Genomic DNA, 26,157 nt, shown 5'->3' with positions numbered 1-26,157 from the left:
TATCAATTTTAAAAAAACCAGAGTCGATTGATATAGAACTTGCCGATATTCTACAAAAGACATTAAAACAAGCGACCAGAAAAGAAACATCGACGCTGCTTCTGACTCTTTATCGAGGGTTTCAAAAACTGCCGATGACACTTTTTTCCGAAGAACAGGCGTTACAAGATATCCTTGAGTATCTGCGTGTCGTTCTTGGTAAAAGTTATATAAATGAGAACTTTAAACTGTATTAAAAATATGGGTAAAGTGAATGAAGCCCCAATCTATGGTGATCAAAAGTGCTAAATCAAATACTAAAAAATGCGCGTAATCATCCCGAGCTAATCATTTTGCTTTTGATGGTGATGATTATCTCAATGCTAGTCATTCCACTGCCTACATATCTGGTTGATTTTTTGATCGGACTTAATATGGTGCTGGCCATATTGGTATTTATGGGATCTTTTTATATTGATCGCATACTGAGCTTTTCATCATTTCCGTCCATTCTATTGATAACGACCCTATTTCGTGTTGCATTATCAATAAGTACTAGCCGGTTAATTTTACTTGAAGCCGATGCGGGTGAAATTATTACCAGTTTCGGTCAGTTTGTTATAGGGGATAGTCTTGCTGTCGGTTTCGTCGTTTTTTCTATCGTGACCATTGTTCAGTTTATCGTGATTACTAAGGGTGCGGAGCGAGTTGCCGAAGTGGCGGCACGCTTCTCTCTGGATGGTATGCCCGGTAAACAAATGAGTATCGATGCCGATCTTCGTGCCGGAATGATTGATGCGGAAATGGCCAAAGATAAGCGTAGTGTTCTTGAACGAGAAAGCCAACTCTACGGATCTTTTGATGGGGCAATGAAATTTATTAAAGGTGATGCTATTGCTAATATTATCATCATCTTTGTCAACATCATTGGAGGGTTATCGGTTGGCGTTGGCCAGCATGGCATGGATTTTTCAACAGCATTATCGGTTTACACCATACTGACTGTCGGTGATGGCTTGGTATCACAAATACCTGCATTGTTGATCGCGATTAGTGCCGGTTTCATTGTGACCCGTGTGAATGGTGACAGTGATAATATGGGTAAAAGCATAATATCACAGCTACTGAGGAATTCATTTGCCATCGTCGTGACCGCGGTATTAGCGCTGGGGTTAGGATTTTTACCGGGCTTTCCTTTTATTGTATTTGCTTTGTTAGCCTGCGGGTTATTGGCTTATTTTTACTTCAATTTTTGGCGGAAAAATCAGAAAAAGGGAATTGCTGATTCAACTAGTTCTAATATAGCTGATGAATTTGATTATGCCGAGGACAGTAACGCACTAGGAATCATTAACAAACTTGACTCGGTTATGACTGAAACTATCCCTTTGGTATTGCTGGTATCTCATAGTCAAGTTGTAAAATTGTCACATTCACAATTATCAGAAAGAATACGAAGCCAGTTTTTTGTTGAGTATGGTATTCGATTACCAGGAGTAATCATTCGTGAAGGTGAAGACCTTAAAGATAATGACATTGTTCTTTTGCTTAACGAAGTGCGTGCTGATCAGTTCACTATACACTTTGATCTCATGCGAATAATTAATTATTCTGAAGATATGTTATCATCTCTTGATATCAAACCAATTATTACTGCAAAGAATGATGAACAATATTATTGGGTAACGCCAGAAGATGCTACAAAATTATCATCGGTAGGATATGAAACAAGAAGTGCCCACGACGAACTATATAAATGTCTATCGGTGTATCTGGCTCATAATATTAGTGAATATTTTGGCATTCAAGAAACGAAATATATCCTTGACCAAATGGAAATGAAATACCCTGACCTTCTTAAGGAAGTGCTGAGATATATTACCATCCAAAGGATAGCGGAAGTATTACAACGTCTTATTCAGGAACGAATATCTGTACGTAACATGCGGCTTGTTATGGAATCCCTTGCATTATGGGCACCGCGCGAAAAGGATATCATTATCTTGGTTGAACACGTTCGAGGAGCGCTGGCGAGATATATTTGTCACAAATTCGCCCATGCAGGAGAAATACGTGCTGTCGTTGTTTCTCCGATATTAGAAGAAAAAATCCGAAATGGTATAAGACCGACCGCGGCAGGTACATTCCTGAACCTCGAACCGGCGGAGGCTGAGTCGATTATAGATCTCTTTAAAGTCGCTCTCGATGGGTTAAATATGCCGATAAAAGAAATAGTGTTGCTGACATCTGTTGATATACGACGTTTTATTAAAAAATTTCTTGAGACAAGTTTCCGTGATCTCGAAGTGCTTTCCTATGGTGAGCTCACAGAAACGGTCTCCCTTAACGTACTTAAAACAATATGACTTTTAGTCAAATTGATATTAGCGAGGGCATATGAATCAGCTTCGTTTAATAAAGAGCTTTGGCTATCCAAATAGCATCACTGGTCATTTAATTGAGACCGCACTCGCCGGTGTCTCAATCGGGGAAGTATGTGAAGTATTTGAGAGCTGGCACGACTCTGAGCCAGTGGCCAGGGCGCAGGTCGTTGGATTTCGCGGCAGCTATGTGTTGCTCAACTTGATTGGCAGTTCTATTGGGTTAAGCAGTAAAGCCATTATTAAACCGACAGGGCGCCTGCTGACGTTAAAAGTCAAAAATTCTTTCCTTGGTGCTGTTCTTGATGCATCAGGCCAGGTTATTGAACGATTAACATCTGAACCGAATAATGTTTCAGAACAGGACCGACTGATAGACACACCGCCTCCGTCTTATTTACAGCGAGCGGTGATCAGTGAACCACTGGTGACGGGTATTCGTGTTATTGATGGCATGTTGACATGTGGTATTGGACAACGAATTGGAATTTTCTCCTCTGCAGGATGCGGTAAAACCGTGTTGATGCACATGCTGATAGAGCACACCAGTGCAGATGTTTTTGTTATTGGTTTGATTGGTGAGCGTGGCCGTGAAGTCACTGAATGCGCTGAGTCACTCAGAAAATCGTCTAAAGCCGGACATTGTGTCCTTATATATGCAACCTCAGATTTTTCGGCAGTTGACCGCTGCAATGCGGCATTACTGGCGACGACCGTGGCAGAATTCTTCCGTGATCAAGGGAAACGCGTTGTTCTATATATCGATTCAGCAACACGATATGCCCGTGCGTTGCGTGACATGAAACTTGCTGCAGGCGAACCTCCCGCCAGGCGAGGTTATCCGGCTTCGGTGTTTGACAGTCTTCCCCGACTATTAGAGCGTCCAGGGGTGACGGTCAACGGCAGCATCACTGCATTTTATACTGTGCTGCTGGAAGGAGAAGATGAATCTGATCCTCTAGGTGATGAAATTCGCTCAATTCTGGATGGGCATATCTATCTCAGTAGAAAACTGGCCGGGCAGGGACACTATCCCGCGATTGAAGTGCTTAAAAGTGTTAGCCGCGTCTTCGGGCAAGTTACAGAAAAAAACCACCGAAACATGGCGACAGATATTAGGAAAATATTAACGACTCTAAATGAGCTCCAGTTATTCATTGACCTTGGTGAGTATAAAGCAGGACAAAATAAGGAGAACGATCGTGCCATGAACGTACGTTCTCAATTGATGAAATGGTTATGTCAATCTGTTGACTCTACTTCAACATTCCCAGAAACGCTGCAAGGAATGATGAATATTGTTAACTAATGTTAAACGACTCATTCACCGAACCACTCTTATTAAAACGGCGTGTGAAGCTGAATTGATGAAGATAAATAAAGAAGATGAAGAACTTAGACAAAAGCAGGAAGAGTTACAGAAAAAGCTCAAGGTTCTTGAAGAACTTCTTAATATGAAAGCGCTGAACGGTGCCATTATTACCCGGAGCAAAATTTATGAATTACTCAGAAAAATATCTGTTATTCAACAACAAATGAACATTGTCGATTTAGAGTATTCAGAATTAGATGACAAAAGAGCAGCACTGGACATCGAACGTAAGTATCAGCTTGAAAAACGTAAAATTTGGTGGCTTAAAGAAGAAAAATATGAGCGCCTAAAATCCAAGCTGTTGCACCAAAAGAATAAGGTGGAGCTACAGCAAGAAGAAGTTGAGCAGGAGGAAAAATACAATGGACAAAATTGCAGATATTAAGATCGGTCAACAAAATATTGCGACTGACAGCACCCGTTCAATCTCATCAATAATTGAAGAAAAGCTGCTGAAAAATAAGAAAAAAAAGACTCGCAATATTGAACAAATTGAACTGACTGCACAGCAAATAATGCTGCCTCTACAAACTGTGGAAGTGCCATCCACAACGGGAACAATTGGGTACAGAAATTATCTCGGTAGTGAAATAAATACGAAAATCAATCAGCAGAGTCTGCGTGCTGAAAATAGTCTTCATGTGATGACGCAAGAAGCGCAAAGATCCTGGGCAACGGCGAGAGCAGATACAAAAATCACAAGTAGTGCAGTAGATAATCGTCAGGCACAGGATAAAATCCTTTCCCAAAGTATAAAAGGTGATGCGTTCAATATCAGTAATAATATTGCGCCGTTAAACAAGGAAATTGTGTTTGAAGCCGCTAACGATATTGCTGCGTTAGGTAAGGACATTGGATCTGAAGTTGGTAGCGATATTACTGCGTTAGCTAAAGACACAAAGTTTGAAGTTGGTAGTGATACTACTGCGTTAGGTGAGGATATAGAGTCTGAAGTTCAAAATATTTTGCAATCTATAATCCCCTTAATCAAACAAACACCAGAACAGCTATTAGGATTAAGGAACTCAGTAGATACAAGTGCGACATTGCCGGAAAATCAACAGCATATAAATACTGGCAATATAACTGATGGTCAAGACGGGAATCCAGGGACGTTGATCTATCGCTTTCAACAATGGGGTGAAAACCATTCAGTCATTATTAGTGAACATTCAGAAGGTGCTATGACGCTGAAACCCTCTGATGAACTTGTGGAGGATCGGTTAACCCATGCACTTCAAGATAATAATGATGCAAGTAAATGGCAGTTAGATCAAAATTCACAAGGCAGAAACCATTCTCGGCATGAAACAAATGATGAAGAGGATGATTAATAATGTTGCGCTTAAAGGTAGTTGATATGCGCGAACATAACCTGACCCTCGCAGCTAAACAGTGGAAAAAGAGCGAGGAGGTTGTCTCGCTTGGTTACCCGGATTTCAAAGGAAAATGGGTAAAGGTTACTGATAGTGAAAAAAAATGGAGTGGCTGGATACGTCTTTACGAACTGATCGCGCTTGCGTCACCAAAACTAGCAGGAATGGCGCTGACGGAAAAGACAGAGCGGCTGATATTAAATTGGTTGTCCTTGACTGAACGCCCTTTTTCCATCGCTATCCCTGAGATCAGTTTCGAAAAGTTGGTAATAAGTGAAGTCATACAAAATAGCACTTTGAATAATAAACTCATGCTACAGGTTAGAACAAGAGAGGTATCTGTCTGGCTGGATGAGTTAAATTTTCAGCCTGAAACAGATCACATTGATTTTTCCTGTTTCCAGGATATCGGATGGCCGGTACAATTTATACTGGGCAGTACAAAAATACGTTTTCATCTTTTTAAACGTATTGAATGTGGCGATATTTTAATTATCAAGAATATCAGTACTCAAGTCCGTTGCTTTAATCGTAACCTTTTCCATTATGAATGGAGTGATGAATTTACTATGACAGAACAACCAGAACAACCAGAACAACTCGAGACCGAAACTGAAACTGAGGTAGAAATTGAGGTTGAGACAGATGTTGAGCCAATTTATGACATGAACCAGCTTCCTGTTCAACTGGAATTCGTCATATATCGCCGTATCTTAAAATTGAATGATATTCAGGAGTTGTCAAAAAATAAAATTTATCCTTTACCACAAGATATCGAACACGAGATTGAAATACGGGTTAATGGTGTATTAATCGGTCGCGGGGAGCTACTGCAATTTGATGGACGGCTAGGTGTGGAAATAACGACCTGGCTACAGGAGAGCCAACATGACAAATAGCATTTCATTAATTGCGGTACTGTCTTTCTTTACCTTACTACCGTTTATTATTGCGGCAGGTACCTGTTTTGTGAAGTTTTCTATTGTATTTGTTATTGTACGAAATGCTCTGGGCTTACAGCAAGTACCCTCTAACGTGACACTCAATGGCGTGGCACTATTACTGTCACTGTTTGTTATGATGCCAGTAGCTCAGGATATCTATACACAAAGTCAGGAGGATCATGTCTCATTTACTGACGTTTCATCCATTGTGAATTTTGTAAATACTGGCCTGGATGGGTATCGAAATTACTTAATAAAATATGCTGATCCTGAGCTAACAGATTTTTTTGAAAACATACAAAAAAATAGATCTATTAGTGAGTATTCTGAAAGTTACAAAGGTGACAACAGTGATATTTCTATACTTTCGCTGTTACCGGCATATGCACTCAGTGAAATCAAGAGCGCATTTAAAATAGGATTTTATATCTATATGCCATTTGTCGTTGTGGATCTGGTGATATCAAGTATTTTACTGACTCTGGGTATGATGATGATGAGCCCGATTACAATATCAACGCCGATTAAACTGATTTTATTTGTTGCAATGGATGGTTGGACCTTATTGTCTAAAGGGTTAATTTTACAATATGTTGAGCTTACTACCGGCGGATAGTCTCGGGAGGAGTTATGAACGATGTCGTTTTTGTGGGTAATAAAGCCCTTTATCTGGTTCTTGTTCTTTCAGCAGGACCCATTGCTGTTGCGACAATTATAGGTTTACTTGTTGGACTTTTTCAGACCGTAACACAACTTCAGGAACAGACCCTGCCATTTGGCATAAAACTTATTTCCGTCAGTTTGTGTTTATTTTTGATGAGTGGTTGGTATGGCGAGAAAATACTGGCATTTGGTTATGAAGTGGTACGTTTAGCGATGGCTAAGGGCTAAAATGGAAAATGAATTATTCTATTTTATTCATAATATTGTTGCTTCTGCATCGCTAGGGTATTGCCGAATAGCACCGATATTTTTCCTTGTGCCATTTCTCAGTGGCGGAAATATTCCGGGAGTCGTAAGGATGCCTGTGATTGCGCTTGTTGCTATAGGACTTTCACCCTTTTATTCTATGGATTTCAGTCTCGTTGCAACGCATCAATTATTATTTATAGTCTCGCGGGAAGTTCTTATTGGTGTACTGCTTGGCTGTCTATTGGCATCGCCATTCTGGATATTTCATATCATAGGCAGTTTTATCGATAACCAACGCGGCGCGACTTTGAGTAGCACACTTGATCCGGCAACCGGTGTTGATACTTCAGAGTTAGCGAAATTCTTTAGTTTATTTGCAGCCGTTGTTTATTTGAGTAATGGCGGAATGAAACTGATGCTAGAGGCCGTTTATCGTAGTTATCAATTATGCGAACCCTTTAGTGATATTAGCCCGAAATTATATCAAATGACCGGTTTTTTAAGTTTTATGATGACTCAGGGAATTATTCTTGCCAGCCCTGTTATTGCTGTGATGCTTGGTGCGGAGGTATTACTCGGATTGTTGTCCAGGTTTGCTTCTCAACTTAATGCTTTTTCTATCTCTCTAACTATTAAAAGTGGTTTGGCATTTTTGATCCTTTTGATCTACTTTTCACCAGTATTATCTGAAAAAGTAATGTCATTTACAATACCCATAAACTTATTGCAAAGCTATTTTACGGAGTAAATTAACGTATGGGGAGTAAAACTGAAAAACCGACACATAAACGTCTAAAAGATTCTGCCGAAAAAGGGCAGATTATGAAGAGTCGTGACATAGTGGTCACCTGTGTCATGCTATGTGGGGTCTGTTATCTGGTTTATTTCTTTGACGTTAATCAGCTCATTGATTTACTGAAAGATGTTTTTAATCATCAATTTAAAATTAGAACAGAAGTGTATGTGAAAAGTATCGTCATTGCCGGGTTTATGTCATTGATACCTTTTATTCTGCTATGTGTGATTGCTACTGCTTTTGTTTCATGGATGCAGAGTCAATTGGAATTTGCATCTAAAGCCATCAAAATTAATTTTGATGCTCTTAATCCTGTTAATGGCTTCAAAAAAATATTCAGTCTGCGTACGTTAAAAGACTTTGTTAAAACACTTCTTTATTTGGCTTTTTTTACCGCTGCCAGTTATGTGTTTTGGAATGGTAATAAAAAATTATTTTTTATTGGCTTGGACGGGGATATTTCTTTGTTGCTACAAACTTGGGGGCAATTGCTGTTATTGCTTGTTTTGTATTGTTTGGGAAGTCTAATCATCGTTCTTATCTTTGATTACATTGCTGAGTATTTTCTTTTTATGAAGGATATGAAAATGGATAAAGAAGAAGTGAAAAGAGAATTTAAAGAACAGGAGGGTGATCCTGAGCTTAAATTTCGTAGGAAAGAATTGCACAGAGAAATTTTGTCTGAGCAACTAAAATCTGACATTAGTAATTCACGGCTTATTATTGCCAATCCTACACATATCGCGATAGGGATATTCTTCAAACCTAATTTATCTCCTATTCCATTAATAGCGGTAAGAGAAAATAATCAGGTAGCACTTGCGGTCAGAGCTTATGCTGAAGAAATTGGTGTACCTGTGATAAGGGATATCAAACTAGCCCGGCGCATATACAGCACACACCGTCGGTATGATTATGTCTGTCTTGAGGAGATTGATGCGGTTCTGCGTTTATTAATGTGGCTTGAAGATGTTGACCGAGCCGGGAGTACTGAAAATCATGATGATTTCAACACATCAGAAGAAGGTGGTGAATCCCATGAGGCATCGTCCTCACACTCAGAATAATGAGTGAAATGGCCATCTTTTTTTATGAGCGATACTTGATAGTTTTTTTTATGTACTTGCTTTTAACTGTACACATATTGAAAGGGTAATATTCGATTATGAGTGGATGCTTTAAGCGGGTCACTTTCAACCAGTGTACCAGGAGGTAGCTGATGAGTTCAGTAGATACTACGATCGAGAACACCAATGAATTAGCCGAACAGATGCAATCTGCTTTATCGCTTGGGGCGAGCATGGCAGAAATTCAAGGTGTTTCCAAAAATACCCTGGAAGGTATTTACGCATATGCTTATGATTTTTATGAAAAGGGGCGACTTGATGATGCTGAGTTGTTTTTCAAGTTTCTCTGTATTTATGATTTCCAAAATCCCGATTATTTAAAAGGATATGCAGCGGTTTGTCACCTTAAAAAACAATATCAGCGGGCATATGACTTGTATGGTCTAAGTTTTACCGTTGATCCGAAATTTGATTATTCCCCTGTCTATTTGATGGGGCAATGCCAACTTTGTTTGCAAAATATTGAGATAGCAAAAGACTGTTTCGAGTCAGTGATATTAAACAGTAAAGATGATGAACTTATCAATAAAGCCACAACCTATTTAGCTTTATTAAGTAAACCCTCTTCAACCGTAGGGGAGGACATATCATGAATGATACCACTATTTCCGGAGTAAAGGTTCAACAAATGGATGTTATTTTACAAAAAACAGTTGAGACAAAACATTCATCTGACATTGTCAGAGCAGACGCTGACGTATTGCTGAAAGGAAGGACGTCCACCTCCGCTCTATCAGGCACTCAGCCACTATTACGCAAAATTTCCTCTAGTATAACGCAGCAATTGTCTGGCTCCGCGGCGGTAGATTTGCTGATTGGAGAACTGGGGGAAATGACTGTAACTGCTTCTGGTTCGGGAATTAAGGATTCCTGATCACTGAAGTGATAACCGATTTTCCGCACAGGAGAAACCGCCATGAGTGGAGACTTTATTTCACCGGCCAAAGCTAATTTGTACGTAAATACCAATGTCAACGCTGCACTGTTGCCTAACAGTATTAATGCAACAGATAGTCCTCATGCCATCCAGGCTGATGTCGAGATGCTGCTAAAAGGCAGTGAGGTTATTAGAAGCCTTACTGAAGGCCAACCGACATTGGCCAAGCCCTCAACGGCTGGAAAAGAACAATTAACCAGTCAGGCTAAATTGACATTGCTTTTAGGGCAAATGACGCAGGTTGCTTCAGATGTGTCGGAAGTTGATGCTAAGAATAATTTGGCGGCGTTGATCGTCAGTTACACTGCAATGAAAGCGACCTATACGGGTCTGTCGGATGCGCTTGAGGCTGCTATTGATGATTTAGCCGATGCTGTTGAAAAACTCGATACGGCATCCGATAAACTTGCTGAGGCAAAGGAACAGCACCAAACCGCTGAAAAATTACTCCAAGAACTCACAGATAAACTGAGTCAATTGACTCCTGAGGATAGTGAATATCAGGAGACGTTGTTACTAAAACGACAAGCTGAAGTAAATGAAAAGAAAACATCAGGGAAACTTACACAGGCTGAAGATACTTATAAGTTAGCGCTATCGACATGTGCTACAGCATCGGATAATGCCAATAAGGCATATAACGATGTAAAAGAAACTGAAAAAAACTACCCATCACAGTTTATTGCTTCGCCGGAAGCCAAGAAAAACATCCTTGGGCGTTTTATCGAACTGATTGCTGCGATGTTGCAAACTGTCGGTGAGAATAATGCTGAGTCTATAAAGTCACAATCTAAACTCATGAAAGCGGTCAATGATGCCAGATTAAATGAGTTGAAGGAAACCTCCAACGAAATAGAAGAAAAACAGCTGGCAGCCGCAAAGCTCCGTAAAGGGCTCTCTATTTTTGCAGCGATTGCCGGTGCTATTCTCGCCATTGTCAGTGTTATAGCGGCTATTCCATCGGGCGGTATGAGTCTTGCCGGAGGGATAGGGCTTGCTTTGGCAATAACTTCTGCGGCATTTGTGGCCACAGATATCGCTTTACAGTTTACCATTGATTTTTCCCCAATGAGTTGGTTGTCAGATCAAATTAATAAAGGCATCAGTTATATTGTTAAATACACGCTTGCTGCTCTAGTTGCATATATCGCAGAAGAATCAGGAGCCAGTGAGGAGGATATAAAAAAAGCCGAAGAATATTGTACTTTAATTACCTCGGCCATTTTGACGACAGTTATTCTTATCCTCCCTTCAATTGTTGTTGGTGTCGGGATGTCGCAGGCGGCGTCTAGGGCGGCAAGCGCTGCCGCTCAGGTCGCACAGACTTCCGTGAATGCTGCAACAACAGCCGCAGTAAAAGCAACGACTCAGGTCGTTCAAGCAACTGTCGAGTCCGCAAGTAAAGCTGCCACCACAATGAGTAAAATTATCCACCTCGCGCAACTCGTTCAGGCGATTACCGCAGCGCTGAATACAGTTGTATCACCAACGTTAAATATTCTTGCGGGTGTTAATGAAAAAGAAGCTGCAGATGCGTTAGCTGACTTGGGAATAGATGAAGGTGATATCAAGCATCTGAGTAATATTCGTAAAGATCTGGCAAAACAGTCTCAGGCAGCAAGTGAGTATTCGCGAGAATTAAATCAAGCAATGTGTTCAGTGCTTACTGAGCGAGCCCAGGCTTTACAAGTTGGCTTTCATAACATTGAACGATTAGGTACTGTTTAAAGGGGGTTATATGTTAATTAACAATACAAATGCAACAAATAATACAAACGCCACAAATGCCACAAATGGCTCTACTCAAGGTCTTACAAATAGTGAAAATATTCGAGGGAAAAAAAATATCACCTCACTACCTCTGTGTGAGGCTACTGCAGGGAGTAATCTTCCGCTAAAGAGTGCAACTAATGGATTGGCTGCAGGGGTTCCACTCCGTTCACCCACACATGGACTGTCTGTAGAAGAGACTGTCAAATTGAAAGCAGACTTGTCGAGTATTCTCGATAATCTGGAAAATCTTTCCCCCGATGTTTTGGAAATGCTATTGATCATCATGAATGCTGTTAAGGATGGTAATATCGCATTAGCTAAATTTAGTTCAGATTTTACGCTCATCTCTCGGGCGTTGGTCAGCAGTGTCGCTGATAGTATTAGGGAACAAGGTGTGACCCAGATGACTGGGGCTATTGTTGGTGGGGCAACCTCATTTACCGCAGGGTCTATTGGTAGCTTTGTGTCCTTTAAAGGACCTGGCACCGCCCAGCAAAGTATAAGCGCCGGTCAGATGCTCCAATCTACCGGGCAGTCATTAAACAATATGGCACAAGGCGTTTCCGGTAATTACACTCACATAGCGGCCGCAGAACAAAAAATAGCAGAACAAAGTAGTAGTATCGCACAGTCTATCAAAGAAAATACCGGACAGGAGACGGAAAAAGTCAAAGAGTTGAAAGAGTTTATGCTTAGACTGATCCAGGTCATGGTTGATGATATTAAGCAGGCGCGTGATGCTGCAATCATGGGTTGCAAGATCTAATTTATGCATTATTTATAATATAGCCCTGTCATTATGTAAAATGCAGGGCTTTCTATAAAAGGCTAAAAATATGGTAGTCACTAAAGTTATTTCTGATAGTCCGGTTTTTGTAAATGAATCCAGAAATAAACACGATGTTAACCTTGCGACAACGGCTGCTAACTCAGCCACCAAACCTGAAAGGATAAATGTCCATAATGAGAGTTTAGGAGGGCTAGGGACAACGCTACAAAAAATGCGTGATACCCTCAGTCAGGGATGCAACCATCCTTCTTTAGATAATTTTTCTTCACGAAAGTTGTTATTCAATCGTTTTCTTAATGAATTTCAGAGCGTGAAAATACTTGAACTCAATGAGAAAGGTTTAGCTGCGCTCGAACTGACTGAAGGAGCGCTGATGTCAACAGCATCAACAGACAGTTTACTCATGGCCACTCTTAGTAGCTCTACCAGCGGAACTCATTCGATTGCCGATAGGGATATTTGCGACAAGATCCGAGATCTCATGGATACCGTAAACGAAGAGTATTTAAGTAATTTTGAAAATGCAGTGGAAAAACAGACGCAGTACTGGCGGGAATTTACTGCAATTCAGGCCAAACTTGCTGAGTTTACGTCAGCATCCGGTGATAATATCAAGCTTGAAGTCACTAAATTGATAGAGTTATTGGAGACGTTGTCTACTATCCAACAAACTCGATCGATAAAGTGTAATTCTGAGTTTGTCATCTACCCTGAACAATCCGAGTCTATTGTTAGCACAACGGTCACAGAAGAAGAGGCCAAAAAATGGGCCGCCGCATTAGGCCTTAATGATGATTGTGTTGTACTGGTTGAATTTGAAGATGGGAGCAGTGGATATGTTGTTACAGTGGATCTTAGCCCTGTACAACAAATGGTAAGTGATTTGTTTAACCTGACTACACAAAGCACGATTACGATGAACCCAGCAAAATACCAAGCCTGGCTAACCGGATTTAATGCACAAGCGGAAAATATTAAAACAACTTGTCAGACGGTGACGACGAAGTACAGTTCGGCCAACTCTCTTTACGATTCCCTTATTAAGTTGTTGACGTCGACAATCACCACCATGACGGAATCAGCAAAAGAATATCTGAAGTTTTAATATTGTTTTCCCTGCACTGAGGGGGACGGTTGTGATAGCACTATTATTAACTGAGGATGATTAATTCAATTGAAATTTATCTTGAATAGGACCCGCGACAAAAAGAGGTATCTAATACAGTTCAGGTGAGTCGGCCAACATTTTTTGCTGTAATATAACCCAACACCGAGACTGTAATTAAAATTGTGTAATTGCCTGTTTTTGGTATGTTCACTCCAGTAACGGAGACAGGCAAATTATGGACGAAAAGAAACTCAAGGCCTTCGCGGCTGAACTGGCTAAAGGCCTTAAAACCGAAGCCGACCTCAATGCATTTTCCCGCATGCTGACGAAGTTAACCGTCGAAACGGCGCTCAATGCCGAGCTGACTGACCATCTGGGGCATGAGAAAAATGCCCCGAAAGCAGGCTCGAATACCCGCAACGGCTATTCATCCAAAACGTTGTTGTGCGACGACGGTGAAATCGAACTGAACACGCCTCGCGACCGAGAAAACACCTTCGAGCCTCAACTGATAAAGAAAAATCAGACGCGTATCACGCAGATGGACAGTCAGATTTTATCCCTGTACGCCAAAGGCATGACCACCCGTGAAATCGTCGCCACCTTCAAAGAGATGTACGATGCTGATGTGTCGCCCACGCTGATATCTAAAGTCACCGATGCAGTTAAAGAACAGGTGACAGAGTGGCAAAATAGACCTCTGGATGCACTGTATCCCATTGTTTATCTTGACTGTATTGTGGTGAAGGTTCGCCAGGGTGGCTGCGTGATTAACAAAGCCGTCTTCCTTGCTCTGGGCATTAATACAGAAGGCCAGAAAGAACTGCTGGGCATGTGGCTGGCAGAAAATGAAGGGGGGAAGTTCTGGCTCAGTGTGCTGACAGAGCTTAAAAACCGGGGGCTTCAGGATATCCTGATTGCCTGCGTGGACGGACTGAAGGGCTTCCCGGATGCGATAAACAGCGTGTATCCGCAGACTCACATCCAGCTGTGCATCATTCATATGGTGCGCAACAGCCTGAAATACGTCTCGTGGAAGGATTACAAAGCCGTCACCGGCGGGCTGAAAACGGTATATCAGGCTCCGACAGAAGAGGCGGCGCTGATGGCACTGGATAACTTCGCGGTTGCCTGGGACGACAAATACCCGCAAATCAGCAAAAGCTGGCGTGCACACTGGGAAAATCTCAATACGTTCTTCGGCTATCCACCCGATATCCGCAAGGCCATCTACACAACGAATGCCATCGAGTCACTAAACAGCGTGATCCGCGCAGCCATCAAGAAGCGCAAGGTGTTCCCGACAGACGACTCGGTACGAAAAGTTATTTATCTGGCGATCAAGGATGCGTCGAAAAAATGGAGTATGCCGATCCAGAACTGGCGGCTGGCGATGAGCCGTTTTATTATCGAGTTCGGTGACCGCCTGAGCGATCACCTTTAATACGGTGGCAGTTACACAGAATTATTTACAGGGTCCCCGGTACTTTTCCAGTCACCCTCTCTCCAAACCGGACATGAGTCTTTCGATCTCATCCGGCTTTCCAGTATCATCTCTCCTGATCTTTGGCTGTACGTACCCTGTGAATGTCTTCATGGTATCTGACACAGACGACGATTGTTTTGCGTCGCCTTGATGCCATGATTTTGACCCATATGGGTTTATTCTGGCGCCCTGGCTGGTTTAGATCGCTTAATCTGCGAATGTGATGAACTTCAAATGGTCCATCTGTGTCTCCGCAGAGTTCACAAGTCTGTGCCAGTAGTCTCGACACGTAATAGTACGGTGAACTCACATTGACGTAAGAGGTTGGTTCTGCATGACACAGAACCGGTTAGTCGGTGAAGGTGTTTTCTGCGAAGGGTAACAGTTCGTGCAGGCGCTCTTCCGGCCATTCCGGTAAACGCGTCAGCACCGATTTCAACCACGCGTACGGCTCAAGACCGTTCAGCCGCGCGGTTTCCAGCAGACTCATGATGTTGGCTGCGCGTTGACCCGCCGCCAATGACCCCGCAAACAGCCCGTTCGACCGCCCCATCACCACTGGCCTGATGGCGCGCTCACACCGGTTGTTGTCCAGCGGTAATTCGCCATCATCCACGAACCGGCAAAGTGCGATTTTGTGATTCAGCGCATATTGGATAGCTTTATATAACGCCGAACCCGGCGCACAAGCTTTAACCTGGCACGCCAGCCAGACCCACAAGGCCTCCAGCCTGGGCTTCGAGTACCGTTGTCGCCACTGCCGAATTTTATCGACCGGTCGGTGTCGGATACTCTTTTCCAACTTATAAAGCTGGCCAATCATCTTCAAGGCTGTTTCTGCACGCGGGTCCTGATTGGCTTTGAACAGGTCCGCAAAGCCCCGCCGCACATGCGCCCAGCAGGCCACGTTGACGACTTCACCCCCATTGTTCAGGGGATGATAGGCGGCGTAGCCGTCGCTCACCAGATTACCACGCCAGCCGCTCAGGTACGCTTGTGGATATTTCGCTGCTCGCCCGGGTTGGCTGTCGAAGCAGACGATGGCGGGTCCCGTCTTTTCCCCACTGACGTAGGCCCACAGATAACCTTTGCGGGCTTTGCCCCCCTGTTTGGCATCCAGTATCAGCAGCGGAGTTTCATCGGCATGTAACACCGTTCTTTTCAGCAATTCCAGACGCATCAATGCAACCAGTGGCTCCAGTGCAACACCCGCAGTACCGACCCAACCGGCCAGCGTACTGACAGGGATGTCCACACCACTGCGGGTAAAGATGGGGTGTTGACGATAGAGCGGTTGGTAATCCCGGTATTTGCTGACCACAACCTGTGTGACCAATCCGACCTCAGGCAGCCCTTTGGGGATGAGAGTCGCAGGCAGGGAAGCAGAGACCACGGTTTGGCAGCCATCGCAACTGTATTGGGGACGGATATAACGATTAACGACAAAGCGGGCCGGAATATAATCTAACCGCTCGCTGATTTCATCACGCATGAAGCGCAGCGTATGCCCACAATCAGGGCAGTGGTCTGATGTGGGAGCCATCACTTTCTCAACACGAGGGAGGTGTTCTGCCAGCGGTTTGCGGACGGGCGTTAAACGATGGTTTTAGTCTCATCTGACCGGTCTTTGGGTAACAGAGCGTCCAACTGGGTTTGAGCGGCGGCAATATCGGCGTCAGTGTCTTCTTCAAAGAGCGAACGCTGTAGCCCAGAGAGGGCTTCACCTTTTCGTCCGAAGCGCTGTTGACGAGCCAACATCAATGCTTCTTCAAGCAACCGGATACGGTGCTCTTTTTCCTGGATAAGTGCATCTCGAGCCATGAGTGACTGCACCATGGTAAAAGCCAGAGTGCGAAGTTGGTCGATGTCATTTGTGGTCGAGAGAACGGAGATATCCATGCTGTCTATTATACCTGCAACAGCATGGATATCCATTTATTATCAGTGGGTAAGGTGTTTTATTTTACTGAGACGAGCCCGATTTATTTTCTGGCGGGTGCACCCAGCGAGACAGGTCGTGACCGTGCATTTTTTGCCAGTCAATCCCCGTGATCAGCCATTCAAACTGGTCTGGGGTCAAAGACCACGCGATGTCGTTTGCTCGGGGCCAGATGAAGTGCCCCTGGTGCAGGCGCCGGGCACAGAGCCAGACCCCGTGCTTATCCCAGCGGAGCACCTTGATGCGCGTTTTCGGTTTGTTGGCAAAGACGAAGGCGGCCCCCTCGTGCCAGGATGCGTTGAGGGTCTCTTGGACGTATTGCGTCAGTGTGTCGATCCCGCGGCGCATATCGACGGGTTTGACGGCCAGGAACAGGTGTTCAGGCTTGAGCATAGTTGAGGGCCTTGAAGACATCACCCAGTTGAGCGGGTTGGCAGGCCACTCTGCAGCCCCCGGGGAGGTAAAGCATGACCGGGTCGGTCAACGAATCAATCGGTAAAGGTCGTGCTATCTGAACCGGGAGGACGGAGGGCAGTCCGGGAGAGGGATTATATTTATTTTTTGTTTGGGAAGGCCAGTGCTTGAAGGTCCCCTCACTGATCCCCTGAGATTGACAGTACTGACGGCGAGTCAGCCCGCTGGCCCGCCATGCCTCAAGGTGGTGTATTTTACACTCAGGGGTATAGTGTTTAGGCATTTTACTTCTCCGTCTGATGAACATAACGGCATGTTACCCAGACGAAAATTAATTGGAATGTGAGTTCACCGTACTATTACCTCGACACAATTTCACTGCATAATCCATTGAATACCTGCTTGGGATTATCCGTGATGATTGCATCTTTTTGCCATGCCAGTGACAAACCACCAAATGTGGCCACCAGAGGTCTTTTTTCCTGTGTCTGGTGTCGGACTACCTGTAAGGCTTTGATGGTCTTCCCACCCACAGATACCTCAGTTTTCAGGCGGTGGGCCACCTTTGCTACCGTGTTTTTATGTTTATTCGCCAGAGTTCCCAACAGTGATTGCCGCATAACCCGGTGAACATTCCAGAGCCGATGGGCATTGAGTCCCATCAGATAGTACTGGATAAAACCTCGATATTCCGACTGTAGTGGTCAACAAAAACTGGCCACCTCAGGTACCCCTCCGTTCTGAGTTTTTCAAAGTGACGTCTGGCCGTTAATCGTTGTTTGGCAGGGAGTTTGGCCTCATCAGTTAACCGTTGTGTTAATACTGAAATGAATTCACCCAGTTTGGGATAGTGAGTCTGCGTCCGCTTATAAGTTGGTGGCTCTTTAGTCTCGATTGCGAGGTATTTACTGACGATATGACGAGATATTTGTAGCTGTTTGGCTATGGCTCTCTGAGAGAGCCCCTGTTTAAGAGAAAGCCTTCTGACTTTAAGTATGGTTTCCATGCACAGCATCCAAGGAAATCTCCGTAAAAACGGAGAGTTTATCAATAATCAGGGTGGTGCACTTTTACACCATAATTCCCCGATCCCTTGGTCTACTTTTGCGGGTCTTCCGCAACTTGGGTGGTGGAAAACAAATGAAACTTATTAGTTAACAAGGATCTAAGTTGTTTTAAGTTAGGGACAACTCAATGACTTCACTTCAGACTCTGTTGCGGTTGCCGCGCGGATGGCAGGTACTCCAACAAATTACTAGTCCGCACGGGGTGAACATCAATCTTCGCGCCACTCGAAAATCAGCCAATTGCCCTGAATGCCTGAAACGCAGTGGCTCCGTACATAGTTGCCGGCGGCGGCGTATACAGCATCTCCCGTGTTCAGGGCAAACACTTTATCTGACCTTTGCTGTCCGCCACTGGTACTGCCGTAACCCGCCATGCGCGCGTAAAATCTTCGCTGAATCCCTGGTCCCTTTCGCGGGTTCGAGGCAGCAATCCTCAGAGGCTCTGCAGAATTTACAGCATCAACTTGGGCTAATCGCCGGTGGCGAGGCAGGGAAGTGGGCTGCAACAGCCACCGGTATCCAAACCAGCGCAGTAGTTCAGGCGTCCGAACCAGTACAGGCCGTAACTCCGCATGTTGGGATCGATGAGTGGGCATGGCATCGTGGCGGCCTGGTTGGAAATACAGGTTGTCTCACGGGATCGCGGTGGCATCTATGCGATGGCCGCACGTGAGGGTGCACCGCAGGCCAGACAGGTCGCCGACCGTTGGCATCTTCTGAAGAATATTGGTGATGCATTAGAGCGTCTGATGTACAGGCATATGCCGCTGATACAGCAGGTTGCCAATGAACTATTGCCAAAAAAGAATGCCCCAGATGGTCAGCCAACAACATCACCGGTACTTCTCCTTCCAGAACGGATCAAACAGCAAAGGCGAGAAAAGCGGCATCAACGCTGGACGGAAGTCAGCACGCTCCATAAAAATGGGCGAGGGATCAGAGAAATATCTCGCATCACCGGATTATCACGGGTAACTGTTCGCCGATGGATACAGTCGGTGACGTTCCCAGAGATGTCAACCCGACCACCAAAACCCTGTCTTCTTGATCCATGGCGTGGCTGGTTAGAACAACAACGTGAAAATGGCAACCATAACGCCAGCCTAATATGGCGTGAAATGGCCGCGATGGGCTTCGCCGGCAGTGAGACAACGGTCAGAGATGCCATTGCCAGATGGCGTAAAGGTGTGTCAGATCCGATTTCGGCTTCAGTCCGTCGTCCCTCAGCCTCAAGGGTCAGCCGCTGGCTGATGCCCTGGAGAATAATCAAAGGGGAAGAAAACTACGCATCACGGTTCATCAGGTTGATGTGCGAAAAAGAGCCTCAGTTGAAAACGGCACAGCAGCTGGCACTCGACTTCTACAGAATGCTGAAAACGAAAAATAAAACACTGTTAAACCCGTGGTTCATCAATGTAAGCAAAAGCGGACTGATTGACCTCCAACGGGTTGCTGCAGGAATGGAATCTGATGCAGCCGCAATAGTTGAAGCTATCTGTTGCAGATGGAGTAACGGGGTCGTTGAGGGGCATGTAAACCGACTGAAGATGTTGAAACGCCAAATGTATGGTCGTGCCGGGTTCGAGCTGCTGAGACGGCGAGTGATGAGTTCCCTTGCATGATCTGAACCACCCAAGTTGCGGAAGACCCACTTTTGCACCGTTGGTGACACTTCATACATGTTACGAGATTGTCGAAAGGTTCCTGACGGGCCTGTTTACCTGTGGGAGCCGCAGACCTGCATACTGTTTCTATAGTGTTAGTATTCAAAATTATGTCCATATCGATCACCCTCTAATATTTGATTTATCTTGTTGACATGATCATATTTCATATAATTAATTAGTTTTCACGCAACATATAAAAAACTTGTATTGATATGACTTTTCATCTGACTCTGCACAATAAGTGAAGATGAGTAAGCTTCGAATTAGATTAATGCTGATAGCCATTTAATATCTTTCAAAAATCACCCATTCTTAACTTATTTTGGGGCATCAATTTAATAGGTAAGAATCTATGGTCACGTTGCAATACTGAAGACATTGTTGGTTGACCTGAATCTATCCAGCGTCATTACGCGCTTCATACTCGCCCAATGCCCTCAGTTGAACCTTACAAATTCAGTGTTCTGAAACAACCCTGACATCATGTCAACTAGCGGTATCTTTTAGCTTGATATTCCTATTTATATCTTTATTCCACTGGGCGTTTAAATATATTGGGGGGGGCGCTACATCTATATCCCATTGAACGGCATGGCTCTCCGAAACTGTATTAGTCGGCCTGATGGTTATAATAGCAGAAGGTTTGCTTAATTCTTTTTGTAGGAACGATGCTACCTGCACATTCAGAAACTCAATGGTATCATTGTCGGCACCATAAAAAGTGGGATTAACTGTTCCTTTATCTGTAAACATCAACGTAGGCTTTAAATTTTGAGAGGGCGCCTCTAGATCGGCGATATCCGGTAAACCTCTGGCAAGGAGATCATTAGCTCGTTCATTTGACGATGACCCATCACCAGTAATAATTTTGTTAAACAGTGAACGCTTCAGTATATCTGACAAGTCCTGACACACCGATTCAAAACTGTCTCTAACCTGTTGGCGGCTTTGGACGGCAAATTTATTTAAAACATCAACTCGCACCACGTTGTCATCCGTTAACCACATTGATTCCAGTTCATTGAGAGTACGGAGATGATGTTGGTTAGAAGTTAATATTGGTGCATCGGCCTGAATAACCAGAATCGCTTGCAAAAGTTGTTTGTCGCAGTCGCTAAGATAAGCCTGTGTCTTCCCGGAAGTAATGTTATCGACCAACTCCGTTAAATCGTAGATAGATTGGGCCGCTTTCTTAAATTCAGATAACTTAACCAGATACTGTATAGCGGCCTGCGTAATGGCGTCGGTAGCCTGTATCAGAGCGGAAAATAATAATGTGGGCTTACGTAAAGAGGCGATTATTGAGTGAATAGCCTTATCAGCAATGCAACCAAATTGAACTGCCGTGCCCATAGTTTTTTGTATTATGGCTGACTGGTCCAGTAATTTCATCGCCTCTTTCATGTCCTTATCAGCAACATCCTGAGCTTCAATCTGGCGAATCAATGCCTCTTCTAATGCTCTTGCATGGGCACAATAATCGGGTAATTGTTTGAGTGTATTGATTTTGCTACTGCAATCTCTTATCTCAGCATTGGCATTCAAAATGTCTAATGTAGCTTGTCCTCTGTCGATGACAGCGTTGTTACAGTCCCGCTCTATAATCAAATCAGCATGATGGTGGCCGAAGTCCAATCCAGTATCTCTTTGCAAATCGGCAATAAGTTGGCTTGAAGCCTTCCCCTTCTTTAGCGTGATGGCCAATCGCTTTATACCATGGGCTTGTTCAAACAAAACTCTACCAGCGGCCACTAAGGCATCGGTATCATCGACATGTCTCTGTGCTACCACCCTAAGTGAATTTGCACCTTCCAGTGCACGGCGGCAATGACGCTGCAGTGATTCGCATTGCAGTACATATTGGTTTATTTTCTCTCTTATTATCCCCCTATTCGTATCCGCGGATTTGGTATATCCCCCTGGAACATCAAGAGTAAGGCCCGCATACTCTTTAAAAGCCATTGCGATTTCAGCAGCGACTATATCGGTAGCACATCTTGAGGAGTGAAATATAAGGTCTAAAGCGTTTTGTGCGTTTTTGGCTTGTTCTAAATCCGCCTTGCTGGCAACACAAGCTGCCTTGGCTTCCTGATATTTTTCTGACAGAGATAACGAACCCTCTGCGCCATACAGGTTCATCCAATTGATGGCAAAATCATTGTCGAAGATAGACGGAATACTAAATGGGACCTGAAAACTTGATTCCTCAGACGATATTCCGTCAGAAGTCAGACGGAGTACCCCGTGGAAGGACAATTGTGAGTCAGCGTCCTGAGTGCATAAAGTATAAGAGGGAGAAAAGACGGATAACTGGGAAAAAAAATCTTTATATCTAGAGATTGGGAGCAATTCGAAAAGGCTCCCGAGTATATTACCGGCCAGAATCTCTGGGTTTTCGCAATCCATTGCATCCGGTAGAGTTAGGCCCATTGTTGTCACGCCGTTATACGTCAGCTCCTTAATCGCAGTCACAAACGAGTGAGTAGCATCGGCACGCTGTCCCATATTTTCGATCTTACTTATATTCCCTGCAAGATAAAGGGCAGTAAAGCTCATCATCGCCTCCGCTTTAGTCCCATCACCGAAAAGCCAGTCAATCAATCGGGTAATTAAGTTAGGTCGGCTGGTTTTAATCTGTTCCTTAATATATTTAGTACTAAAGTCACATACCTGATTAACCTGTGATCTTACTGATTTTCCTGTCGCGTGATTGATATGTTCGAGCGCTGAATTAATTGGTGATGGCATTATGGCTCTCCCCTCTTTATCTTTTACTATCCCTTAGCTTATGTCGCCAGATACGATAACAGAAGATGATGTCCGCTCTGAGAACGGCCTTAGGCTCTGGTAATAGAAAGCATGACTATTAGTAATATATCTTTCAAAAATCGCTCATATCTGAATGAGTATTGTTGAAACCTTCCCTATTAAGCTAGGTGGATTGACTGGCACAGTTTTAAACAGGGAGTTAGGGATGTACGACAAAATATCGGTTTAGAGTAATACTACGGTGAACTCACATTCCAATTAATTTTCGTCCAGGTAACATGCCGTTATGTTCATCAGACGGAGAAGTAAAATGCCTAAGCATTACACCCCTGAGTGTAAAATACACCACCTTGAAGCATGGCAGGCCAGTGGGCTGACTCGCCGTCAGTACTGAACAGCTCCGGTTTTCTTGGAGAGTTTTTAGTCCGGGAACTCAGACTGCCCACCAGAGAAACATAATACGCTTTCTCTGCCATAACAGGAGGTACATAGTCAATGCTCTCAATCTATCGCATCCTACAAATCGTTTACTTTCAATAAAGCCAAGCTCCGATTGGGTCCTAAAATACACTAAACATAGTGAGATTATTACCAATTTATATTATATGATATCCAATTATTATAATATAAAATCTGTATAATGGGTAGTGTCACAAACGATTATATAATGATATTAACAAACCATGTAAAAATATTTAATTAAAAATTATAATATGACTTAGATCAATAAACTGGATTGATAAATGGTTTTTACTATCAATTCCCAAGCTAATTAAACACCCAAACACAACAATTATTTATAAGGAACTTTTTATGATCGGATTTCTCAAATACGCAGCAAACCCCTCAATGGTTATAGGTATTTCAGATCAACAAACTAACGCTCAAGTAATTCTCCTTCCAGCGAGTTCAACTCTCGATAGAATCCTTTGGAATATAGACAATAGGACAGGAACAATTACACTTGTAGAAAGCAATAATACACTGGCGTTATCAATTCAAAATAAAGCTATTAGCAGTAGAACAAATATCGTTTTACAAGAAAAAAATGCAAATGATCCAACTCAAAAATGGGATTTTGTTAGTAAATCTGGTTTTATTCTTAGCCAAGCCAATAGGAATTATTTGATCGACGATTCAAATCGTGGGCAGTCAGCAGGTACTCATATTCAGTTATTTGAATTTAACGGCTCAGTCGCTCAACAATGGGTATTTGTTCCCATGAGTATGATGTCTGCATCCATAGATGAATTAGATATGTAGCTAAGCTAATTCAGTCGATTGCATAGTGCTATGGGGTAAATGAGAGGGGTGACTGGCTGGCATGTATTCCCACAGCTCACCCCAGACATATTAGCTGTGTCGGCACCAATGTTATAAGACCTGAATGGGGGTGCGGACGATTTCCTGGACTCTCAGGAGATTATTTATGTATTCGTTTGAAGATCGACTCCGAGCTATTGAGCTTTACTTCAAATATGGCAGGAAGGCTGCTGTGGTGATCCGTGAGTTGGGATATCCGACAGTCCGCCATCTGAGACGCTGGATCCGTGCATGGCAAACAGCCGGTGAGAAGATCGAGTGTGTAAGTCGAAAACTGAACCGCCCCGGGGATCCTGGAGACTAAACTAGTCGTTAAAAGGAGACTCAAATGTCATCAAATCGTTATTCACCTGAATTACGCGAACGGGCAGTGAGATTGGTTTTGGATCACCGCGGCGAGTATTCGACGGAGCTTGACGCTGTCAGAGCGATTGCCCCGAAAATCGGTTGTCATGCTGACACTTTGCGCGCCTGGATGCGTCAGCATGAACAACATACCCCTTCACCAACAACGGCTCTAACAACCAATGAACGCCTGCGCCTAAAAGAGTTAGAGCGCGAGAACCGTGAACTGCGCCGCAGCAACGATATCTTGCGTCAGGCTTCAGCGTATTTTGCCCAGGCGGAGCTCGTATATGGACGCCTCCTTTTTGCCAAGTGATTTTTTTGTTTTGATGCAGAAGGTGAAGATCGCAGTCGTATATTCGGGCTGTTTGTGCGTTTATTTGACTATACGCTGCCCATAATGGAATCTGCTTGTTGGCTCCCAAACGACCGCTCAGTCTTAATTCAATAAATTCTGACTATCGAGCTCCACGGGTTTTGCCAACACCGGTCTGACCTGTCTACGCCATCACGTCAATAAATCACCTGTAGCAATCAGGAAAGGAACACATCAAATATTTTCTGTCAGCCCGGGAGTAACTGGTTGGTCAGTTGTTCCCGATAATTATTGTCGAAGCTACGCTCGTGGGCTATGACGGCCCAGGCAATGCGTGCATTTCGGTTTGCCATAGCCACTACGGCTACATTCATATGCTTTCTGGTCAGCCAACCCGTAATAGTTTTGTCCTGCTTGCTCGCATCGGGAGAACGGCATACTACAGATACAACTGCTCTGGCTCCATGAACAAACAGCTGGCGCAAATAACTGTTTCCGCGCTTGCTGGTCCCCAACAACACAGATTTCCCTCCTGTTGAATGCTGTCGGGGCACCAACCCCAACCAGGCGGCCAGTTGTCGCCCTGTTCTGAACTGAGTGGCCTTACCAACGTAGGCATCCAGTGCTGAAGCTGTGATTGGGCCAATACCTGGAATTGTTTGCAAGCGGCGTGCAATATCAGACTGGCGGGCATGCATTTCAATCTGATGAGTGACTTCGTTGATATGTTGTTCCAGTTGTCTGAGATGTTCCCATTGTTGACTAATGCAAGTAATGAGAAATGCGGGTGAAATTTTTCGGAGATCTTCAATCATAGCGGGGATCATACTGAATAGCGCCCTACGCCCTGTGGGTGCAGGTAATCCAAACTCGGTGAGTAATCCCCTGAACTGATTGATGGTTGCCGTTCTTTGGCCTATCAGCATTTCACGAACTCTGTGAAGACTCAGTACAGCTTGCTGCTCGACTGTTTTGACGGGAACAAAATTCATATCAGGACGCAGTGCAGCTTCGCAGATTGCCCGTGCGTCATTACGATCATTTTTGTTGGATTTGACAAATGGCTTGACGAACTGCGGAGATATCAGACGAGCCTCATGGCCCAGTGATGTACAAAGCCGTCCCCAGTAGTGGGCACTTGCACAAGCCTCCATTGCGACGATTACCGGTTCACTGCGGTATAAATACTCGGCAAGTTTCAGGCGTGACAGCTTAGTCACTTTCATCTGTTTACCTTTGTCATCAACTGCATGTAGATGAAATACGTTCTTAGCCAGGTCGATACCAATCAGGGTTATATTGCTCATAGCTATCTCCTTCATTTTACGGTTGCCGA

At 43.9% G+C, this 26,157-nt stretch carries 26 protein-coding genes and 3 pseudogenes; 21 read left to right on the top strand and 8 right to left on the bottom strand.

What is annotated here, in order from left to right; all coding sequences use genetic code 11:
* The 16 genes from A6J66_001310 to A6J66_001235 form a co-directional block, all read left to right on the top strand.
* On the top strand, window positions 1–236 hold a 236-nt coding region (locus tag A6J66_001310), incomplete at its 5' end, for a hypothetical protein (protein ID PNM27321.1).
* 45 nt (window positions 237–281) lie between these two features.
* Window positions 282–2,345 carry an EscV/YscV/HrcV family type III secretion system export apparatus protein gene (locus A6J66_001305; protein ID PNM27320.1) on the top strand — a complete coding sequence of 688 codons (2,064 nt, stop codon included), beginning with the start codon at window positions 282–284 and terminating at the stop codon, window positions 2,343–2,345.
* Window positions 2,346–2,376: 31 nt separating this feature from the next.
* On the top strand, window positions 2,377–3,669 hold the full coding sequence (locus A6J66_001300; protein PNM27319.1) for a FliI/YscN family ATPase: 1,293 nt from the start codon (window positions 2,377–2,379) through the stop codon (window positions 3,667–3,669).
* Window positions 3,656–4,117, top strand: coding sequence for a type III secretion protein (locus A6J66_001295; GenBank protein PNM27318.1), 462 nt, complete (start codon window positions 3,656–3,658; stop codon window positions 4,115–4,117). Before A6J66_001300 ends, A6J66_001295 begins: the two co-directional genes overlap by 14 nt.
* Window positions 4,118–4,376: 259 nt before the next feature.
* Window positions 4,377–5,066 carry a hypothetical protein gene (locus A6J66_001290; GenBank protein PNM27332.1) on the top strand — a complete coding sequence of 230 codons (690 nt, stop codon included), beginning with the start codon at window positions 4,377–4,379 and terminating at the stop codon, window positions 5,064–5,066.
* Between the two features lie 2 nt (window positions 5,067–5,068).
* Complete coding sequence (locus A6J66_001285) at window positions 5,069–6,007, top strand: YscQ/HrcQ family type III secretion apparatus protein (protein ID PNM27317.1); 939 nt, start codon at window positions 5,069–5,071, stop codon at window positions 6,005–6,007.
* Window positions 5,997–6,668 carry an EscR/YscR/HrcR family type III secretion system export apparatus protein gene (locus tag A6J66_001280; GenBank protein ID PNM27316.1) on the top strand — a complete coding sequence of 224 codons (672 nt, stop codon included), beginning with the start codon at window positions 5,997–5,999 and terminating at the stop codon, window positions 6,666–6,668. Before A6J66_001285 ends, A6J66_001280 begins: the two co-directional genes overlap by 11 nt.
* 14 nt (window positions 6,669–6,682) lie before the next feature.
* Window positions 6,683–6,943 (top strand): EscS/YscS/HrcS family type III secretion system export apparatus protein, encoded by a 261-nt coding sequence (locus A6J66_001275; GenBank protein PNM27315.1) that lies wholly within the window; start codon window positions 6,683–6,685, stop codon window positions 6,941–6,943.
* Between the two features lies 1 nt (window position 6,944).
* Complete coding sequence (locus A6J66_001270) at window positions 6,945–7,712, top strand: SpaR/YscT/HrcT type III secretion system export apparatus protein (GenBank protein PNM27314.1); 768 nt, start codon at window positions 6,945–6,947, stop codon at window positions 7,710–7,712.
* Window positions 7,713–7,720: 8 nt separating this feature from the next.
* The gene (locus tag A6J66_001265; protein PNM27313.1) at window positions 7,721–8,827 is read left to right on the top strand and encodes an EscU/YscU/HrcU family type III secretion system export apparatus switch protein; all 1,107 of its coding nucleotides are present in this window, start codon (window positions 7,721–7,723) and stop codon (window positions 8,825–8,827) included.
* Between the two features lie 152 nt (window positions 8,828–8,979).
* On the top strand, window positions 8,980–9,480 hold the full coding sequence (locus tag A6J66_001260; GenBank protein ID PNM27312.1) for a CesD/SycD/LcrH family type III secretion system chaperone: 501 nt from the start codon (window positions 8,980–8,982) through the stop codon (window positions 9,478–9,480).
* The gene (locus tag A6J66_001255) at window positions 9,477–9,761 is read left to right on the top strand and encodes a hypothetical protein (protein PNM27311.1); all 285 of its coding nucleotides are present in this window, start codon (window positions 9,477–9,479) and stop codon (window positions 9,759–9,761) included. The genes A6J66_001260 and A6J66_001255 overlap by 4 nt, the downstream gene beginning before the upstream one ends.
* Window positions 9,762–9,803: 42 nt before the next feature.
* Window positions 9,804–11,552 carry a hypothetical protein gene (locus A6J66_001250; GenBank protein PNM27310.1) on the top strand — a complete coding sequence of 583 codons (1,749 nt, stop codon included), beginning with the start codon at window positions 9,804–9,806 and terminating at the stop codon, window positions 11,550–11,552.
* Window positions 11,553–11,562: 10 nt separating this feature from the next.
* Window positions 11,563–12,363 (top strand): hypothetical protein, encoded by an 801-nt coding sequence (locus tag A6J66_001245; GenBank protein ID PNM27309.1) that lies wholly within the window; start codon window positions 11,563–11,565, stop codon window positions 12,361–12,363.
* A 70-nt stretch (window positions 12,364–12,433) separates the two neighbouring features.
* Window positions 12,434–13,492 carry an IpaD/SipD/SspD family type III secretion system needle tip protein gene (locus A6J66_001240; protein PNM27308.1) on the top strand — a complete coding sequence of 353 codons (1,059 nt, stop codon included), beginning with the start codon at window positions 12,434–12,436 and terminating at the stop codon, window positions 13,490–13,492.
* Between the two features lie 238 nt (window positions 13,493–13,730).
* The gene (locus tag A6J66_001235; protein PNM27307.1) at window positions 13,731–14,939 is read left to right on the top strand and encodes an IS256 family transposase; all 1,209 of its coding nucleotides are present in this window, start codon (window positions 13,731–13,733) and stop codon (window positions 14,937–14,939) included.
* 106 nt (window positions 14,940–15,045) lie between these two features.
* Here A6J66_001235 and A6J66_001230 read toward each other — a convergent pair whose 3' ends face one another.
* The 6 genes and pseudogenes from A6J66_001230 to A6J66_001205 all read right to left on the bottom strand — a co-directional run bounded on the left by A6J66_001230 (window position 15,046) and on the right by A6J66_001205 (window position 18,349).
* Entirely contained in the window at window positions 15,046–15,291 is a 246-nt protein-coding gene (locus A6J66_001230; protein ID PNM27306.1) for an RNA-directed DNA polymerase, read from the bottom strand.
* 39 nt (window positions 15,292–15,330) lie between these two features.
* Window positions 15,331–16,916 (bottom strand): annotated as a pseudogene (locus tag A6J66_001225) (IS66 family transposase).
* Window positions 16,917–16,944: 28 nt separating this feature from the next.
* Complete coding sequence (locus tag A6J66_001220) at window positions 16,945–17,313, bottom strand: IS66 family insertion sequence hypothetical protein (GenBank protein ID PNM27305.1); 369 nt, start codon at window positions 17,311–17,313, stop codon at window positions 16,945–16,947.
* Window positions 17,300–17,617 carry an IS66 family insertion sequence hypothetical protein gene (locus A6J66_001215; protein ID PNM27304.1) on the bottom strand — a complete coding sequence of 106 codons (318 nt, stop codon included), beginning with the start codon at window positions 17,615–17,617 and terminating at the stop codon, window positions 17,300–17,302. The genes A6J66_001220 and A6J66_001215 overlap by 14 nt, the downstream gene beginning before the upstream one ends.
* Window positions 17,618–17,693: 76 nt before the next feature.
* The gene (locus tag A6J66_001210) at window positions 17,694–17,996 is read right to left on the bottom strand and encodes a hypothetical protein (protein PNM27303.1); all 303 of its coding nucleotides are present in this window, start codon (window positions 17,994–17,996) and stop codon (window positions 17,694–17,696) included.
* Between the two features lie 65 nt (window positions 17,997–18,061).
* Window positions 18,062–18,349: pseudogene (locus A6J66_001205) on the bottom strand (IS21 family transposase).
* Between A6J66_001205 and A6J66_001200 the strand changes: the two are divergent.
* Together A6J66_001200 and A6J66_001195 are read left to right on the top strand one after the other, a co-directional pair.
* A complete protein-coding gene (locus A6J66_001200) occupies window positions 18,339–18,488 on the top strand; it encodes a helicase (GenBank protein PNM27302.1) in 150 nt (49 codons plus the stop codon). The pseudogene A6J66_001205 and the gene A6J66_001200 sit on opposite strands and share 11 nt — an antisense overlap.
* A gap of 40 nt (window positions 18,489–18,528) precedes the next feature.
* Window positions 18,529–20,023, top strand: a pseudogene (locus A6J66_001195) (ISL3 family transposase).
* A 531-nt stretch (window positions 20,024–20,554) separates the two neighbouring features.
* Here A6J66_001195 and A6J66_001190 read toward each other — a convergent pair.
* A complete protein-coding gene (locus A6J66_001190; protein ID PNM27301.1) occupies window positions 20,555–22,816 on the bottom strand; it encodes a hypothetical protein in 2,262 nt (753 codons plus the stop codon).
* Between the two features lie 834 nt (window positions 22,817–23,650).
* Between A6J66_001190 and A6J66_001185 the strand changes: the two genes are divergently transcribed.
* The 3 genes from A6J66_001185 (at window position 23,651) to A6J66_001175 (ending at window position 24,821) form a co-directional block, all read left to right on the top strand.
* Window positions 23,651–24,100, top strand: coding sequence for a hypothetical protein (locus tag A6J66_001185; GenBank protein PNM27300.1), 450 nt, complete (start codon window positions 23,651–23,653; stop codon window positions 24,098–24,100).
* A 124-nt stretch (window positions 24,101–24,224) separates the two neighbouring features.
* Window positions 24,225–24,464: a hypothetical protein gene (locus A6J66_001180; GenBank protein PNM27299.1), complete on the top strand. Its 240-nt coding sequence runs from the start codon at window positions 24,225–24,227 to the stop codon at window positions 24,462–24,464.
* Between the two features lie 24 nt (window positions 24,465–24,488).
* Window positions 24,489–24,821 carry a hypothetical protein gene (locus A6J66_001175; protein ID PNM27298.1) on the top strand — a complete coding sequence of 111 codons (333 nt, stop codon included), beginning with the start codon at window positions 24,489–24,491 and terminating at the stop codon, window positions 24,819–24,821.
* A gap of 248 nt (window positions 24,822–25,069) precedes the next feature.
* Here A6J66_001175 and A6J66_001170 read toward each other — a convergent pair whose 3' ends face one another.
* Window positions 25,070–26,128: an IS110 family transposase gene (locus A6J66_001170; GenBank protein PNM27297.1), complete on the bottom strand. Its 1,059-nt coding sequence runs from the start codon at window positions 26,126–26,128 to the stop codon at window positions 25,070–25,072.
* Window positions 26,129–26,157 lie beyond the last annotated feature (29 nt).

Origin of the sequence: Yersinia enterocolitica, assembly GCA_002082245.2 — a bacterium.
Classification (GTDB): Bacteria; Pseudomonadota; Gammaproteobacteria; order Enterobacterales; family Enterobacteriaceae; genus Yersinia; species Yersinia enterocolitica_E.
The sequence above is the reverse complement of the archived record's forward strand: the minus strand, read 5'-3'. Positions and strand labels throughout refer to the sequence as shown.

What these genes read in the sequence shown, in the direction of transcription:
- A6J66_001215 (PNM27304.1), bottom strand. Translation starts at nt 17,617, where the DNA reads ATGCCTAAACACTATACCCCTGAGTGTAAAATACACCACCTTGAGGCA.
- A6J66_001185 (PNM27300.1), top strand. Translation starts at nt 23,651, where the DNA reads ATGATCGGATTTCTCAAATACGCAGCAAACCCCTCAATGGTTATAGGT.
- A6J66_001285 (PNM27317.1), top strand. Translation starts at nt 5,069, where the DNA reads ATGTTGCGCTTAAAGGTAGTTGATATGCGCGAACATAACCTGACCCTC.
- A6J66_001240 (PNM27308.1), top strand. Translation starts at nt 12,434, where the DNA reads ATGGTAGTCACTAAAGTTATTTCTGATAGTCCGGTTTTTGTAAATGAA.
- A6J66_001290 (PNM27332.1), top strand. Translation starts at nt 4,377, where the DNA reads ATGACGCAAGAAGCGCAAAGATCCTGGGCAACGGCGAGAGCAGATACA.
- A6J66_001255 (PNM27311.1), top strand. Translation starts at nt 9,477, where the DNA reads ATGAATGATACCACTATTTCCGGAGTAAAGGTTCAACAAATGGATGTT.
- A6J66_001260 (PNM27312.1), top strand. Translation starts at nt 8,980, where the DNA reads ATGAGTTCAGTAGATACTACGATCGAGAACACCAATGAATTAGCCGAA.
- A6J66_001235 (PNM27307.1), top strand. Translation starts at nt 13,731, where the DNA reads ATGGACGAAAAGAAACTCAAGGCCTTCGCGGCTGAACTGGCTAAAGGC.
- A6J66_001180 (PNM27299.1), top strand. Translation starts at nt 24,225, where the DNA reads ATGGGGGTGCGGACGATTTCCTGGACTCTCAGGAGATTATTTATGTAT.
- A6J66_001175 (PNM27298.1), top strand. Translation starts at nt 24,489, where the DNA reads ATGTCATCAAATCGTTATTCACCTGAATTACGCGAACGGGCAGTGAGA.
- A6J66_001170 (PNM27297.1), bottom strand. Translation starts at nt 26,128, where the DNA reads ATGAGCAATATAACCCTGATTGGTATCGACCTGGCTAAGAACGTATTT.
- A6J66_001265 (PNM27313.1), top strand. Translation starts at nt 7,721, where the DNA reads ATGGGGAGTAAAACTGAAAAACCGACACATAAACGTCTAAAAGATTCT.
- A6J66_001190 (PNM27301.1), bottom strand. Translation starts at nt 22,816, where the DNA reads ATGCCATCACCAATTAATTCAGCGCTCGAACATATCAATCACGCGACA.
- A6J66_001250 (PNM27310.1), top strand. Translation starts at nt 9,804, where the DNA reads ATGAGTGGAGACTTTATTTCACCGGCCAAAGCTAATTTGTACGTAAAT.
- A6J66_001275 (PNM27315.1), top strand. Translation starts at nt 6,683, where the DNA reads ATGAACGATGTCGTTTTTGTGGGTAATAAAGCCCTTTATCTGGTTCTT.
- A6J66_001200 (PNM27302.1), top strand. Translation starts at nt 18,339, where the DNA reads ATGCACAGCATCCAAGGAAATCTCCGTAAAAACGGAGAGTTTATCAAT.
- A6J66_001210 (PNM27303.1), bottom strand. Translation starts at nt 17,996, where the DNA reads ATGGGACTCAATGCCCATCGGCTCTGGAATGTTCACCGGGTTATGCGG.
- A6J66_001280 (PNM27316.1), top strand. Translation starts at nt 5,997, where the DNA reads ATGACAAATAGCATTTCATTAATTGCGGTACTGTCTTTCTTTACCTTA.
- A6J66_001270 (PNM27314.1), top strand. Translation starts at nt 6,945, where the DNA reads ATGGAAAATGAATTATTCTATTTTATTCATAATATTGTTGCTTCTGCA.
- A6J66_001220 (PNM27305.1), bottom strand. Translation starts at nt 17,313, where the DNA reads ATGCTCAAGCCTGAACACCTGTTCCTGGCCGTCAAACCCGTCGATATG.
- A6J66_001245 (PNM27309.1), top strand. Translation starts at nt 11,563, where the DNA reads ATGTTAATTAACAATACAAATGCAACAAATAATACAAACGCCACAAAT.
- A6J66_001300 (PNM27319.1), top strand. Translation starts at nt 2,377, where the DNA reads ATGAATCAGCTTCGTTTAATAAAGAGCTTTGGCTATCCAAATAGCATC.